The following is a 14637-nucleotide window of genomic DNA, read 5'->3' as shown; positions in this document are numbered from 1 at the left end:
TTTTACATATGCGGCGGTTCGGAAATTATGCCGGCTGCCGCAATCTTGCAGATCAGGCGGCCTCGGCCTGATTGCCCATTTTTCGCGCCGCGATGATGACGAGCACACCTGCCAGCGCCAGGCAGAAGGCAAGGAAGAACATCGGCGCAATGGTGCTGCCGGTCTGGTCCTTGATCCAGGGCACCACGTTCTGCGCCACGAAACCACCGAGATTGCCGACGGAATTGATGGCGGCGATGCCGGCAGCGGCACCGGCTCCCTTGAGGAAGCGGCCGGGCAGGCTCCAGAACACCGGCTGGCCGGCAAAAATGCCCGCAGCGGCGATGCAAAGGAAGGCAAACTGCAATACCGGATCGCTGAGCAGCGCCGACATCAGCAGGCAAAACGCGCCGACGAAGGCAGGGCCGACGATATAAGGCGTTTTGTTTTTTGCCTTGTCAGCCGCCAGTGGCACGACGAAGAGAGCGACGGCCACGATCACCCAGGGGATGATGTTGATGAAGCCGTTGGCGGTGTTGGAAACGCCGAAGCTCTTTACGATCGTCGGCAGCCAGTAGCTGAGACCATAGGCCGCCAGCGGAAAGCCGACATAGCAAAGCGCCATGAACAGCACGCGCGGATTGATCAGCGCCTTGAAGCCGTCCTCCGCATGCTCTTCCATGCCCTTGTTTTCTTCGGCCAGGCGGTTCTTCAACCAGTCCTTCTCGGCCTGCGTCAGGAACTTCGCCTTTTCCGGCGTATCGTCCAGATAGAAGAAGGTAACAATACCGGCGATCACGGCGGGAATACCCGTCGCCAGGAACACCCATTCCCAGCCGGCATAACCGAGGAAACCATCGAGATCGAGCAGCATGCCGCCAAGCGGTGCGCCGATGGCATTGGCAAGCGCACTGAAGATCATGAACAGGCCGATCATGCGGCCGCGATAATCGCGCGGGAACCACAGCGTCATCAGGAACAGCACGCCGGGGAAGAAACCGGCCTCGCAAAGCCCGAGCAGGAAGCGCAGGATGTAGAACATCGTCGCATTCTGCGTGTAGGCAAGCGCGATGGTGACGGCACCCCAGGACACCAGAATGCGGGCGAACCATTTGCTGGCGCCGAAACGGTTGAGGAAAAGGTTGCTCGGAACCTCAAAGAGGAAATAGCCGATGAAGAACAGCGAAGCGCCAAGTCCGTAGGCATATTCGCTGAGGCTCAGCGCATCGACCATCTGCAGCTTGGCATAGCTGACATTCTGCCGGTCGATATAGGCGATGAGATAGAGAAGGCCAAGAAACGGCATCAGCCGCCAGGTGATCTTCGAGATTAGGGATTTTTCCGATACCATGTGCTTTTCCCTCCCTTCGATTGCTCGTCGAAATGCAAATGATAAGGGGACCCATCTATATGTGCGCCGCAAGATACGCAAGTTGCATTGCATCATAACCAATGCCGAAAAGGCTGCGAAACCGGCATTTTAGAGCTCTGAGTGCATGATGCGGCGCACATCAAAGCCGCCGGGTCACCATTTTACGGGCTGCGTGCATTCATATTGCCGCGAAACCGGCAATCTGCTATGAAAACCGCTATGGGATCTAAATTCGGATGTCTCGCGCAGAATGTTTATGTGCTGCAGGACCACAAGCGTCTGCCGGCACGGTTTTTTGCGCGCATTTCCGGGGCGCTCAACAGCCGACTTAGGCTCGCCTGACAGCACCCGCTGTCCACCGCCTTACTGAACCCTGATTTTACCTTTCCATGACAAGGCATAGAGCCATGAGCGCACCCCGCACCTTATACGACAAGATCTGGGACGACCACGTCGTCAATCGTGACCCGGACGGAACCTGTCTTCTCTATATCGACCGTCACCTGGTCCATGAGGTGACGAGCCCGCAGGCCTTTGAAGGCCTGCGCATCGCCGGCCGTCCGGTTCATTCGCCCACCCGCACGCTTGCCGTCGTCGATCATAACGTGCCAACCACAGCCGACCGGCTGGAAGGCATCAAGAACGAGGAAAGCCGTATCCAGGTGGAAGCGCTTGCGCAGAATGCCAAGGATTTCGGTGTCGAATATTATTCCGAGCGCGACAAGCGTCAGGGCATCGTCCACATCGTTGGCCCGGAACAGGGCTTCACCCTGCCGGGCATGACGATTGTTTGCGGCGACAGCCACACCTCCACCCATGGTGCTTTCGGCGCGCTGGCGCACGGCATCGGCACGTCGGAAGTGGAGCATGTGCTGGCGACCCAGACGCTGATCCAGAAAAAGGCCAAGAACATGCTGGTGCGTGTCGATGGCAAGGTTCCGGAAGGCGTCACCGCCAAGGACATCATCCTCGCCATTATCGGTGAGATTGGCACAGCGGGCGGCACCGGCCATGTGATTGAATTTGCCGGTGAGGCAATCCGCTCGCTCTCCATGGAAGGCCGCATGACGGTTTGCAACATGACCATCGAGGGCGGCGCCCGTGCAGGTCTGATCGCGCCTGATGAGACCACCTTTGACTACATTAAGGACAAGCCGCGCGCGCCAAAGGGCGAGACGTTGGAACAGGCCATCGCCTACTGGAAAACGCTGAAATCCGATGAAGGCGCCCATTACGACAAGATCGTGGTGCTGGACGCCGCCAATCTGCCGCCGATCGTCTCTTGGGGCTCATCGCCTGAGGACGTGACGTCCGTGGAGGGTATCGTTCCCAATCCGGATGATATCGAGGAAGAAAACAAGCGTACTTCCAAGTGGCGTGCGCTGGATTATATGGGCTTGAAACCCGGTACACGCATCACCGATATCGCCATCGACCGTGTTTTCATCGGCTCCTGCACCAATGGCCGTATCGAGGATTTGCGCGCAGCGGCAAAGATCGTCGACGGCCGCAAGGTCGCGCCCACCGTCTCGGCCATGATCGTGCCCGGCTCCGGTCTCGTGAAGGAACAGGCGGAAAAGGAAGGTCTGGACAAGATTTTCCTCGAAGCCGGTTTCGAATGGCGCGAACCGGGCTGCTCCATGTGCCTTGCCATGAATGACGACCGCCTCAAGCCTGGCGAACGTTGCGCCTCCACCTCGAACCGCAACTTCGAGGGCCGCCAGGGCTACAAGAGCCGCACCCACCTCGTCTCCCCCGCCATGGCAGCGGCGGCGGCCATCGCCGGTCATTTCGTCGATGTGCGCGAGTGGCGGTAATTATCGATAATGTCTGAAACAAAAAACCCCGGATCACAATCCGGGGTTTTTTGTTAGCATCTCATTCCGCAATGATCTTCACCCGCTGGCCGGGCTGAAGCGTGGCGGTGGCGCTCATCGCATTCATCATGCGGAACATGTCGAGCTTGCGGTCGGTCCCCATCATCCGTGCGGCAATCGTTGCCACGGTTTCACCGGGCTTGACCGTCACCACGCGCACGCGCAGAGGTTTTAACGATGCGATCTCCTGCGGCGTCATCTTGCGGAAACTCGTGCGCAATACGTTGGCGATGGAATCGAGCTGCGTGTTACCCTTCGGCACGGCCGTCAGGAAGCGGAATATCTGCTGACCAACACGGATGACGGTAACGTCAAAGTCCCATTTGTCCGCCGTCGCACGGGCTGTCGCGGCCTCCAGACCGTTGATCTGCGTTTCCTTCACGGTTTCCGGCATCAGGCCGGCAACCCAGCCGCTGGTCAGGTAATTGGCAAGAGTGGTCTGTTTCGGATCGGCCACGCCGTCGAAACGGATCGCCACATCGCCCGGCCCCGTCGCAAGAACGGCCTCCACCTTGTTGTCGATGACGAAACCTTCCGGCACATCGAAACGGATACCGAGCGTTCCGTGCAGGAAGGTCTGGCCCCGGACATAACCCTCCTGCGGGCTGTCGCCGTAAAGCAGGCCATCTATGCCATCCAGAAACCAGTCGCGACCACGATCCCCGACCTGACCGTCCTGACCGAAGGCGCGGGCATGCCGGCGTGCAAGCTCGATGCGCTGCGGCGTGTTTGGGTGGCTGGAAAGAAAGTCGAGGCTCTGGTCATTTTCGGGATCAGCCGAGGAGAAACGCGCATAGGCTGCCATGGAATCCAGAAACCGCGGCGATGCGAAGGGGTCGTAGCCGGCCTCACCCAACATGCGCACACCAATCACGTCTGCCTGCAATTCCTGCTGGCGCGAAAAAGCCGCAAGCCGCAGCTTGCCGCGCGCAAGCGCCTGCTTGCCGGCGAGATCGCTCGACAGAACCTCGGCGACCACGCGGCTTGCAATCACCTCCGCCTCTTCCCGGCGCTGGCGCTCGATGCCGTGGTTTGCGGTAACGTGGCCCATCTCATGCGAAAGCACGGCGGCCACTTCCGAGGCATCGTTGGCGAGAGCCAGAAGCCCGCGCGTCACGTAAAGATACCCACCCGGCAGCGCAAAAGCGTTGATAGCAGGCGAGTTGAGGATGGTGATGCGATAGGATTGCTGCGGATTTTCCGAAACAGCCGTCAGCGCGCCGGCGATACGGGCGACAAGCCGCTCAGTCTTGGCATCACGATATTCGCCACCATAACTCGCCACAATACGCGGATGTTCGCGCGCACCCATCTGCGCACGGGGATCATTCTTCTGCACCTCTTCCACGGTCTGCGGATTGTCCGAAGGCCGCAAGGTGGACTGGTAGGCCGGGCTGAAGAGAGACTGACACGATGACAGGAATACGGCAGACGCCGTCAGCACGGAACACACGGCAGCCATCCTGCCCGAACGGCGAAGGCCTGAACGGGAGAAAAGCCTCCACTGCGCAGTCATGCTATTTCTCATTCTCTATGCCTGCCCCTAACGTTCCTGATCATCCGTTAATTGCAGACCAGAATAACAGATTCGCCCCAACGAGCCATGAATGTCGAAACGGTAAAAACGATCCATCAAGTCCGGAATATTCCTGAAGAACGCAATAATTCTCGTCTTTTCTCGGGCAACGACTTGAAACTGGCAAGTGCAAATTAACGCCATTGAAGTTATCTAAAGCGATTGCCAGCGGCACGCGTCGAAAATAAGGCGATCAGCCGTTCAGAAAACTGTCGACCGCCTTCACATTTTGTGTGGCGAAGAAATCTATGGTCGAGCCCGCATAGACAACGCGGCCACGATCAAGAAAAACCACCCGCTGCGCCAGCTTTTTTATGTCGTCTGGATGGTGCGTGACAATAATCACCGTATTTTTTGTTTCGGCATGCAAGTCGAGAAGCAGGGAGGTCATGCCCGCCCGCAGCCCCGGATCTAGCGCCGCGAAAGGCTCGTCAAGCAGCATGACCGGTTTTTTCCGGACCAGCGCACGCGCCAGCGCCGCCCTTTGCCTTTCCCCGCCGGAAAGCGTGCCCGGCAAACGTTTGTCAAAACCCGCAAGACCAACGCGTGTGAGCGCCATGTCGATCCTCTGCCTGTCTTCCGCCCGCAGCTTCAGCCCGGGGCTGATGCCGAGCGCGACATTGGTGAAGATATCGAGATGGGCGAAAAGATTATTATCTTGGAAGATCGAGGAGACCGGTCGTTCGGAAGGATCGAGCGCCTTCATGTCCCGCTCGCCGATCAGGACGCGCCCGGAATCGGGCAATTCAAAACCGGCGATGAGATTGAGGAGCGTCGACTTGCCAGAACCGGATGCACCGACAACGGCAGTCATCTGGCCTTGCGGGAATATACAATCGAGATCGAAATCCTGCGTTCCGAGCCGCAGCCTGACCTTGTCCAGCCCCACGGCAAATTCGTCACCCGTCATATGCTCGCCCTTGCTGATTGGGATTGCCGTGAAACGCCGCCCGCGGCAAGCAGCAGGCAGACGACGCCAAGGATGAACGCGTATCCGGCGGCATCATTAGTGCGGTAGCTGCCCATATTGCTATAGACCAGCCATGGCAAGGTGATGAAATTTTCCGATCCGAACAGGGCAACCGCCCCAAGATCACCCAGCGACAGAGCCATGGCAAAGGAAAACGCCATCAGCAGCGGCCGCAGCAGAACCGGCAGATCGGCGAACCGCAGCCGCGTCAGTCCCTGAAGCCCAAGGCTGGCGGAGAGCCGGGACGTGCGTAAAAAATGGCTGGTGAAGGCTGGCTCCAGCACCCGCATGGCAAGCGGCAACGCCATCAGCATGTTGATGAGCGCCACGAGAACGGGAGCATAAAAACTGACATCTCCAAAGGGCCGCAGCAACAGGAACCACCCGCTTCCCAGCACGACGGGCGGCACCAGCAGTACCAGCGATGACCCCGCCCCGAGCGTGGCGGACAAAAGGCGCAAGGGCTGAGCCGCGTGCCGTTTGGAACCCACGGCCTGTCGCGCACCGATAATCGCAAAGCAGCAGAGCACGACGAGAGTTGCGGAGAGCGCAGCGATTGCAAGGCTGGTCGCCGCCGCACGCAGGAAGATCGGCGCTGACAAAAGACGCGGCAGATCGGCCCCCAAACCCGAGACGGTTATGGCAACAAGCGGCAGGCCGACCAGCAGAACCGCAAAAATGATTGCCGCTCCGTCCCACAGGCGCGCGCCAACACGCTTGCCGTCGAAACGGCGAACAGGGCGGCCAAGCGAGGCAATTTCCGCCTCGGGCGATGGCAAAAAGGCAAGAAGGCCGAGCAGAACTGCTGTGATTGCAATCTGCAAAACCGAAAGCGCGATTGCTCGTTGCGGATCGAAATCAAACCGCAACGCCTGATAGATTGCGACCTCAAGTGTCGTCGCCGCCGGTCCACCGCCCAGCAGAAGCACTAGCGTGAAGCTGGTGGCGCACAGCATGAAGACAAGCCCGGCAATACCGGGAACAAGCCGCGAGACGGCCGGCCACTCGATGAAGCGGAAAACCGAAACCGGCCCCATGCCAAGACTTGCTGCCATCCGCCAATATTCGCCCGGAATCCGCTCCAGCCCGGCCAGCATCAGCCGCACCGCAAGCGGCAGATTGAAAAACACATGGGCGATGAGAATGCCGGAGAGGCCGTAAATACTGAAGGGCTGCTCCGCACCGGCAAAAACAAGGGCAGTATTCAAAACACCCTGCCTGCCCCAGATCGTGATGATGCCGAAGGCACCAACGATGACCGGCAGCCCCATCGGCACAGCCATCAACCTGATAATCCAAATCCGCCCCGGAAAATCCTGTCTGCGGGAGAGCGCAAGCGCCACCGGCAGGCCGAGAACAATGGAAAGAACAGTGGACAACGTTGCCTGATAGAGCGTGAAGCGCAGGATGCGCAGCGTGTAGGCATCCACGATTCCGGCGGCGGATGTGCCGGCATCGAAAGACAGGAGTGCTGAGACAGCAAGCGCCATGAACAGGAAAACGGCGGCAAACGCCGCCGTTCCGCCAATGATCGACCATCTGTAGTCGCGACGCAGCATCATGCGCGGGCGTGCCTCTTGCTTAATTCATGCTCATGGCCGCAAGCCATTCGTCGATCCAGGCCTTGCGGTTCTTCGCCACCTCTTCCGGGTCCATCAGGAAGGTCTTCTGCGGTACGACGAGTTTGGAAAATGCCTCGGGCAGGGGCGTGGACGTTGCCGCGACCGGCATCATCCAGTTGTTTTCCGGAATGGCATCCTGAAATCCTGATGTGAGCGTGAAAGCGAGGAACTGCTTCGCCAGCTCCTTGTGCGGCGCGTTTTTGAGAAGGCCGGAAACCTCGATCTGGATGTAGTGCCCCTCGGAAAAACCCGCGGCCTGATAGCGATCCGTCTTTTCCGAGACCATGTGATAGGCAGGCGACGTGGTGTAGGAGAGCACCATCGGCACCTCACCCTTGGTGAAAAGGCCATAGGATTCCGACCAGCCCGGCGTGACGGTGAGAATGCGCTTCCGGAGCTTCGCCCAGGCTTCCGGTGCCTTGTCGCCGTAAACGGACTTCACCCAGAGCAGCAGGCCAAGCCCGGGCGTGGAGGTGCGCGGGTCCTGAATGGCGATTTTCTGTGAAGGATCGCCGTCCACCAGATCCTTCAGGCTCGTCGGCGGATTTTTTATCGTCTGCGTGTCATAGACAACGGCGAAATGACCGTAGTCGTAAGGGACGAAAACGTCGTCCTTGTAACCGCCCGGCACCTTGGCCGCCGATGCATCGATACCGCTGATATCGAAGAGGCCGGTCTGTTTCGCTTCCGCGACCAGATTGGTGTCGAGACCAACAACGACATCCGCCTTCGACGCCGCCCCTTCAAGCTTCAGGCGGTTAAGCAGCGCCACGCCATCCGCCACACCGACGAAATTTACCGTGCAATTGCACACTTTCTCGAAGGCCTCTTTCACCTTGGGGCCGGGACCCCATTCGGAAACGAAGCTTTCATAGGTATAGACGGTCAGTTCCTGTCTGTCCTGAGCAGTGGCAATACCGGGCAGAAACAACGAAACGGCAACGAGGGAATTCAGGAAAAGACGACGGCGCACGGGTATCTCCTCAAAAAACGAAAGGGAAATAGCCGCTTGCCTTAAGCCGTCTAATCCCTCCGCCGGTATGAACCGGATCAGGTTCTTCGGGTTGGCAAGCCTCTCAGCCTTTTGCACGCAAGCACAAAAGACACCCCGTTAGATCAAGATGATGATGTAGTCCCGCTGTCTCTGATTGGCAAGATGGCTGCCGTCAGGCCTGCTGCACCATGTGCACCAGTTCCCAGACATGGCCGTCGGGATCCTGAAAACTACCGGCATACATGAAACCGTGATCCTGAACCGGTTTCCAGCTGCTGCCACCCGAAACGAGCGCCGTTTCGATCATCCGGTCGATTTCCTCACGGCTTCCCGCTGTGAGACAGGTCAGGACCTCGGTGCTGCGTGTGGCGTCGGCGATATCGCCATTGATGAAATCACGAAAACGCTCCTCCTGAAGAAGCATCACGAAGATGTTCTCCTCAACGATCATGCAGAGCGTGCGGTCATCCGAATATTCCGGATTGAATGTGAAACCGAGAGCCGTGAAGAAGCTTCTCGATGTCTCGATATTCTTGACCGGCAGATTGACGAAGATCATGCGCATTTTCTGAACTCCTCCGAACCCGCACAGGAAACGGCAATTCCGCCTCCCTGTCAAAGGTGGATGAGACCTCAGTCAAGAAATCGCGACCCAGTCACCCTTCAATTTCCTCGCGCAGCATCTCCAGCTCCAGCCATTCCTCTTCCATGGCTTCGAGCTTTTCGCGCAGCTTCGTCATTTCCTGCGCCAGCGTATTGAAGGTAGCCGGGTCCTTGGTGAACAGATTGGGATCGGCCATGCGCTGCTCACGCTTGGCGATTTCGCCCTGCGCCTTCTCCATTTCCTTTGGAAGGTTTTCGAGCGCAAATTTTTGCTTGAAGGAAAGCTTGCCCTTGGCCTTTGAAGGGTCCTGCGACGCGGAGGCGGAAGGGGCGGTCTTTGCCTTTTCCTGCTTCTCCGCCTTGCGCTTTTCTTCCGCAGCACCCTTGCGTTGCGCCATCATGTCCGAATAGCCGCCGGCATATTCGATCCAGCGTCCGTCCGGCTGGTCCGGATTGGCGGGCGCGATTGTGGAGGTGACGGTACGGTCGAGGAAGTCGCGGTCGTGGCTGACGAGAATGACCGTGCCGGAAAAGCCCGCAACGATCTCCTGCAACAGATCGAGCGTTTCGATATCGAGATCGTTGGTCGGCTCGTCAAGGATCAGCAGGTTGGTAGGCCGCGCTAGAATTCGCGCAAGAATAAGACGGGCGCGCTCACCACCGGAGAGGTTGCGGATGGGCGTGCGGGCCTGTTCCGGCTGGAACAGGAAGTCCTTCATGTAACCCGTCACATGTTTCAACTCGCCATTGACCAGCAAATTGTCGCCGCGACCGTCGGTGAGGTAATGAGCGAGCGTATCGTTTGGATTGAGATCCTCACGCTTCTGGTCAAGCGTCGCGATTTCCAGATTGGTGCCGAGCTTTACCGTGCCGCTATCGGGCTGAAGCTGGCCGGTCAGCATCTTCAAAAGCGTTGTCTTGCCGGCACCGTTCGGCCCGACGAGACCGATGCAATCACCGCGATGCACCCGCAGCGAAAACGGCGCGATGATCACGCGCTCGCCGTAAGACTTGGTGATTGCGTCTGCCTCGATGACCAGTTTGCCGGATTCCCGCACCTCCGCAGCCGTCGCCTGCACGCTGCCCTGCGGTCCCTTGTGGCCGCGATAGTCCGCACGCATTGCCTGAAGCTCGCCCACGCGGCGCATGTTGCGCTTGCGTCTCGCGGTCACGCCGTAACGCATCCAGTGTTCTTCACGCTCGATGGCCTTGCCGAGCTTGTGCTGCTCCAGCTCTTCCTCTTCCAGCACCTTGTCGCGCCATTCCTCGAAATGCGCAAAACCGCGATTGAGACGACGGGACTGGCCGCGATCCAGCCACACGGTCGAGGTCGAAACCTTCTCCAGAAAACGCCTGTCGTGCGAAATCAGCACCAGCGCGCTACGCGTCTGCTGCAACTCGCCTTCAAGCCATTCGATGGTGGGCAGGTCCAGATGGTTGGTCGGCTCGTCCAGCATGAGAATATCGGGTTCAGGCGCCATGACGCGGGCAAGGGCCGCACGCCGCGCTTCGCCGCCGGACAGGCTATCCGGATGTTCCTGTCCCGTCAGGCCCAGATGCTCGAGAATATAGGTAACGCGATAGGGATCGTCGCCAGGTCCCAGCCCCGCCTCGGCATAGGCCTTCACAGTGTCGTAACCGGCAAAATCCGGCGCCTGTTCCAGATAACGGATGGTGGCGGAGGGGTGACGGAAAACCTCGCCCGACTGCGCCTCGACCAGACCGGCGGCGATCTTCATCAGGGTCGACTTGCCCGAACCGTTGCGTCCGACAAGGCAGATGCGGTCGCCCGGCTCCACCTGAAGATTGGCGCCGTCGAGCAGCGGTGTCACGCCGAAGGTCAGCTTGATGTCATCGAGTTTCAAAATTGGGGGTGCCAAGGCGTCAGGCTCCGGTCAGATCATAAGGGCGGGCGAGCACGATGGCTTTTCCGCTTTTCAGCGAGAAATGCACGGGGCCGCCATTCGCGACATTGGAAATAGTGCGGGAAGAGCCGAAAGCAAGCGGGAAATCCTTGAGAGGATAACGCACATTGCCGATATCGAGCCCCACAAGGTCGGTAAACCCGGCAACGGAAAACAGCGTACCGGGTGGCAGATCAAGGTCGAACGACCCCGCCAGCAGCGGGCGGGCCTCCTCTTCGCCGGAGGTCAGCGTAACGTTGAGACCACGCTCAGTAAGCGCCACCGCGTAAAGAAGGTGCTGAAGTGCGTGGTCGCTTCTCGCTCCACCAAGCGCACCGGCAAGCACCAGAGAACGCGCGCCGCGGGCAAGTGCCTCCGACACCGCAATTTCGCCATCGGTCACAGCCTTTGCAGCGGGATAGGGCTGTCGCACTACATTGGGCCAGGCGTCCAGCAGGTCCTTGTCGGTGGAATCGAAATCCCCCACCCAGAGCTCGGGAGTGAGCCCGAGCGGTGCGGCATGGCGCATGCCGCCATCGGCCGCAATCACACGGCTACCCTCAACCGCCGCTTTGAGGCGGTCGGTAACGGTGACATCGCCGCCAAGCAGAATGGTGAAGCGTTCTCTATCCATGCCCTGCCTTATCGCACCTCAGGCAAAAATGGAAAGGCAGAAACCCGATGAAATCAGCCGATATTGATTTTCGTCGGCTTCGGGATTATGAAACGCCTCAGTGGTGATTTGCCGACCGGCTTGCAGCCACTTTAAAGAAGTCGCTAAAGGGTCGAGGAAAAGGGTAATTTCCTGGGACCGGCTGCGATTTCGCTGCCGGTTTTTTTGTTTTCGCAACGTTCTTTACGTCATCCGAAAAGAGAGTTCGACATGCCGATCAAGATTCCCGATACGCTTCCCGCCTTCGACACCCTCGTTCATGAGGGCGTGCGGGTCATGACAGAAACGGCGGCCATCCGGCAGGATATCCGCCCGCTCCAGATCGGGCTTCTCAATCTCATGCCGAACAAGATCAAGACGGAAGTGCAGATGGCGCGCCTCGTCGGCGCATCGCCGCTGCAGGTGGAGTTTTCGCTGATCCGCATTGGCGGCCATCGTGCCAAGAATACGCCGGAAGAGCACCTTCTGTCCTTCTATGAGACATGGGAGGAAGTGCGCCACCGCAAGTTCGACGGTTTCATCATCACAGGCGCGCCCATCGAGATGCTTGATTATGAAGACGTGACCTACTGGAACGAGATGCAAAAGATTTTCGACTGGACACAAACCAACGTCCATTCGACGCTGAACGTCTGCTGGGGCGCGATGGCCGCCATCTACCATTTCCATGGTGTGCCGAAATACGAACTGAAGGAAAAGGCTTTCGGTGTCTATCGTCACCGCAATCTCTGCCCCTCGTCGATATATCTCAACGGTTTTTCCGACGACTTTCAGGTTCCGGTCTCACGCTGGACGGAAGTGCGCCGCGCCGACATCGAAAAACACCCGGAACTCGAAATCCTGATGGAGTCAGAGGAAATGGGCGTATGTCTGGTGCATGAAAAAGAGGGCAACCGCCTCTATATGTTCAACCACGTCGAATATGATTCTACCTCGCTTTCGGATGAATATTTCCGCGATGTGAACTCGGGCGTTCCAATCAAGCTGCCGCATGATTATTTTCCGCACAATGATCCGGAGCTTGCCCCGCTCAACCGCTGGCGCAGCCATGCCCATCTGTTTTTCGGCAACTGGATCAACGAGATATATCAGACGACGCCTTACGATCTCGAAGCGATCGGTAAACTAGCGGCGTAAATTGCGGGATTGCGAATTGCCGGAAAATGACGCAACGTCCGCCGGCAATTCAAAGATATCGGGAGAATGACGCAATGAGCGACGCGGCGGCACGGGAGAATTTCGGTTTCACGGCAACCGGCGAAAAGGTTGAGCGCGTCACCATCTCGAAGGGCGGGCTGACGGCCAAGGTTATCACCTGGGGCGCCGTCATTCAGGACCTGCGCCTCGATGGGCACCAGCCGCCGCTCGTTCTCGGCTTCGATACATTCGAGGACTACAAATATTCATCCTATTTCGGCGCCACACCCGGCCGCAACGCCAACCGTATCGGTGACGGAAAATTCTCGATCGACGGGCACGAATACCAGCTGGAACTGAACGAAAAAGGCGTCAGCCACCTGCATGGCGGCAGCGACGGGATGGGCAAACGTAACTGGATGTTGATGGAACACGGCGAAAGCCATGCAGTTCTGCAGATCATCGATCCCGACGGCCGCGCCGGTTATCCCGGCAATTGCACGGTGACCGCGACCTATACGATCCGCGACGGCGGCGTGCTTTCGGTGGTCTATGAAACGGTGACCGACCAACCGACCATCGCCAATATCTGCCAGCATTCCTATTTCAACCTCGACGGTGCTGATACCGCACTTGGACATGAGATCAGCATCGCCGCTGACTTTTATCTGCCAACCAACGACAAACAGATCCCGACAGGCGAAATCCGCTCCGTCGAAGGCACCGTCTTCGACCTGCGCCACCCGACGCCGATGCGGCGAACGGAGGATGGCGAGCAGGTGCTCTACGACCATAATTTCTGCCTTTCGCCCGAGCGTCGCGCCAAGCGCAAGGTTGCCCGCGCCTATTCGCCCGCCTCCGACATTGCCCTTGAGGTTCACACCACCGAACCCGGCGTGCAATTTTATTCAGCCTTCAAGCTGAATGTTCCCGTTCCGGGCCTCGATGGCCGCCATTATGGCCCCTTTGCCGGTTTCTGTCTGGAAACGCAGATATGGCCGGATGCCGTCAATCATCCCGATTTCCCCTACGCGATCCTGCGTCCCGGCGAGACCCTGCGTCAGGAAACCGACTATATTTTCAAGAAGGGTTGAGGCGGCGGGCTGGGCTCAGTCCAGCACGCATCCCACATAACCGCCCGATGCTCGGGCACGCCGTTCGATAAGGCCGGCAAGCCGTTGCAAACCACGCCCCGGCTTGCTGGCAACGCGATCGATGGGATTGGGCAGAGAAACGGCAAGCAGTGCCGCTTGGCGGGAGCTGAGCTTTGCCGCCGGTACCTTGAAATGGTGCTGTGCTGCGGCCTCGATGCCGTAAATGCCGGGTCCCCATTCGGCAACGTTGAGATAAATCTCCATCATCCGTTTTTTGGACCAGACGAAATCGGCAGCAATCGCCAGCGGTAACTCCAGCCCCTTGCGCAAGAACGAGCGGCCGTTCCAGAGGAACAGGTTCTTGGCCGTCTGCATGGGAATGGTGCTGGCGCCACGGGTGGACGCGCCTTCGAGCGCATTGTTGACCACGGACTGCATCTGGTTCCAGTCAACGCCGCCGTGGAAACAGAATTGTCCGTCCTCGGACATCATGACGGATTGCACAAGGCGCGGCGAAATATCCTCGAGCGGCACCCAGCGCCGGTCATAACCCTGAAGTGTCACCAGATCGGCAAGCATCAGCGTCGAGACCGGCCGCATGAAAGGCAGGGCGTAAACCGGGATCAGCAGATAGGGCAGGATCAGCAACGCCAGCAAGGTCATGATGATACGCTTTGCCAACGTGCGAAAATCCACCTTCGGACTGCTCCGGTCTTCCGCCAGCACGGCGTAATCTGCGTCGCTTTCAGGCGTACTGCTCAATATTCGTCAAAGCCCCGCACCAATCGAAGCCTTTCATATTCCATTGCCGCCTTCAAGGCGAGTCCGGTCAAACA

12 protein-coding genes and 2 riboswitches are annotated in these 14637 nt (G+C 58.6%); of the genes, 3 read left to right on the top strand and 9 right to left on the bottom strand.

Annotated elements, in window-relative coordinates; all coding sequences use genetic code 11:
- Window positions 1-52 precede the first annotated feature (52 nt).
- Window positions 53-1330: an MFS transporter gene (locus F617_RS0116230; RefSeq protein ID WP_003516599.1), complete on the bottom strand. Its 1278-nt coding sequence runs from the start codon at window positions 1328-1330 to the stop codon at window positions 53-55.
- 428 nt (window positions 1331-1758) lie between these two features.
- On the opposite strand from F617_RS0116230, the gene leuC reads away from it, so the two are divergent.
- Entirely contained in the window at window positions 1759-3168 is a 1410-nt protein-coding gene (gene leuC / locus F617_RS0116220) for a 3-isopropylmalate dehydratase large subunit (protein ID WP_019566018.1), read from the top strand.
- Window positions 3169-3229: 61 nt separating this feature from the next.
- Here leuC and F617_RS0116215 read toward each other — a convergent pair whose 3' ends face one another.
- The 7 genes from F617_RS0116215 to F617_RS0116185 form a co-directional block, all read right to left on the bottom strand.
- Window positions 3230-4690, bottom strand: a complete 1461-nt coding sequence (locus F617_RS0116215) for a M48 family metalloprotease (protein ID WP_025594597.1) — start codon at window positions 4688-4690, stop codon at window positions 3230-3232.
- A 307-nt stretch (window positions 4691-4997) separates the two neighbouring features.
- Entirely contained in the window at window positions 4998-5714 is a 717-nt protein-coding gene (locus F617_RS0116210; protein ID WP_019566017.1) for a thiamine ABC transporter ATP-binding protein, read from the bottom strand.
- The gene (gene thiP, locus F617_RS0116205) at window positions 5711-7336 is read right to left on the bottom strand and encodes a thiamine/thiamine pyrophosphate ABC transporter permease ThiP (RefSeq protein WP_019566016.1); all 1626 of its coding nucleotides are present in this window, start codon (window positions 7334-7336) and stop codon (window positions 5711-5713) included. Before thiP ends, F617_RS0116210 begins: the two co-directional genes overlap by 4 nt.
- A 19-nt stretch (window positions 7337-7355) precedes the next feature.
- Window positions 7356-8369 (bottom strand): thiamine ABC transporter substrate binding subunit, encoded by a 1014-nt coding sequence (gene thiB, locus F617_RS0116200; RefSeq protein WP_019566015.1) that lies wholly within the window; start codon window positions 8367-8369, stop codon window positions 7356-7358.
- A 37-nt stretch (window positions 8370-8406) separates the two neighbouring features.
- Window positions 8407-8517: riboswitch (TPP riboswitch) on the bottom strand.
- 45 nt (window positions 8518-8562) lie between these two features.
- Window positions 8563-8955, bottom strand: coding sequence for a VOC family protein (locus F617_RS0116195; protein ID WP_013636939.1), 393 nt, complete (start codon window positions 8953-8955; stop codon window positions 8563-8565).
- A gap of 91 nt (window positions 8956-9046) precedes the next feature.
- Window positions 9047-10873: an ABC-F family ATP-binding cassette domain-containing protein gene (locus F617_RS0116190; protein ID WP_026330900.1), complete on the bottom strand. Its 1827-nt coding sequence runs from the start codon at window positions 10871-10873 to the stop codon at window positions 9047-9049.
- 4 nt (window positions 10874-10877) lie between these two features.
- Window positions 10878-11531 (bottom strand): thiamine diphosphokinase, encoded by a 654-nt coding sequence (locus F617_RS0116185; protein ID WP_019566013.1) that lies wholly within the window; start codon window positions 11529-11531, stop codon window positions 10878-10880.
- A 90-nt stretch (window positions 11532-11621) separates the two neighbouring features.
- A riboswitch (SAM riboswitch) is annotated at window positions 11622-11698 on the top strand.
- 82 nt (window positions 11699-11780) lie between these two features.
- Between F617_RS0116185 and metA the strand changes: the two genes are divergently transcribed.
- Together metA and F617_RS0116175 are read left to right on the top strand one after the other, a co-directional pair.
- The gene (gene metA / locus F617_RS0116180) at window positions 11781-12707 is read left to right on the top strand and encodes a homoserine O-succinyltransferase (RefSeq protein ID WP_003516567.1); all 927 of its coding nucleotides are present in this window, start codon (window positions 11781-11783) and stop codon (window positions 12705-12707) included.
- A 74-nt stretch (window positions 12708-12781) separates the two neighbouring features.
- Window positions 12782-13801 (top strand): aldose epimerase family protein, encoded by a 1020-nt coding sequence (locus F617_RS0116175; protein WP_003516565.1) that lies wholly within the window; start codon window positions 12782-12784, stop codon window positions 13799-13801.
- 15 nt (window positions 13802-13816) lie between these two features.
- Here the strand turns inward: F617_RS0116175 and mtgA are convergent, their stop codons facing one another.
- Window positions 13817-14563, bottom strand: coding sequence for a monofunctional biosynthetic peptidoglycan transglycosylase (gene mtgA, locus F617_RS0116170; protein ID WP_003516563.1), 747 nt, complete (start codon window positions 14561-14563; stop codon window positions 13817-13819).
- Window positions 14564-14637: the final 74 nt, after the last annotated feature.

The sequence above is a fragment of the Agrobacterium sp. 10MFCol1.1 genome, from assembly GCF_000381165.1.
Classification (GTDB): Bacteria; Pseudomonadota; Alphaproteobacteria; order Rhizobiales; family Rhizobiaceae; genus Agrobacterium; species Agrobacterium tumefaciens.
The sequence above is the reverse complement of the archived record's forward strand: the minus strand, read 5'-3'. Positions and strand labels throughout refer to the sequence as shown.

Coding starts and splice junctions, on each gene's coding strand:
- F617_RS0116230 (WP_003516599.1), bottom strand. CDS start 1,330: ATGGTATCGGAAAAATCCCTAATCTCGAAGATCACCTGGCGGCTGATG.
- leuC (WP_019566018.1), top strand. CDS start 1,759: ATGAGCGCACCCCGCACCTTATACGACAAGATCTGGGACGACCACGTC.
- F617_RS0116215 (WP_025594597.1), bottom strand. CDS start 4,690: ATGGCTGCCGTGTGTTCCGTGCTGACGGCGTCTGCCGTATTCCTGTCA.
- F617_RS0116210 (WP_019566017.1), bottom strand. CDS start 5,714: ATGACGGGTGACGAATTTGCCGTGGGGCTGGACAAGGTCAGGCTGCGG.
- thiP (WP_019566016.1), bottom strand. CDS start 7,336: ATGATGCTGCGTCGCGACTACAGATGGTCGATCATTGGCGGAACGGCG.
- F617_RS0116195 (WP_013636939.1), bottom strand. CDS start 8,955: ATGCGCATGATCTTCGTCAATCTGCCGGTCAAGAATATCGAGACATCG.
- F617_RS0116185 (WP_019566013.1), bottom strand. CDS start 11,531: ATGGATAGAGAACGCTTCACCATTCTGCTTGGCGGCGATGTCACCGTT.
- metA (WP_003516567.1), top strand. CDS start 11,781: ATGCCGATCAAGATTCCCGATACGCTTCCCGCCTTCGACACCCTCGTT.
- F617_RS0116175 (WP_003516565.1), top strand. CDS start 12,782: ATGAGCGACGCGGCGGCACGGGAGAATTTCGGTTTCACGGCAACCGGC.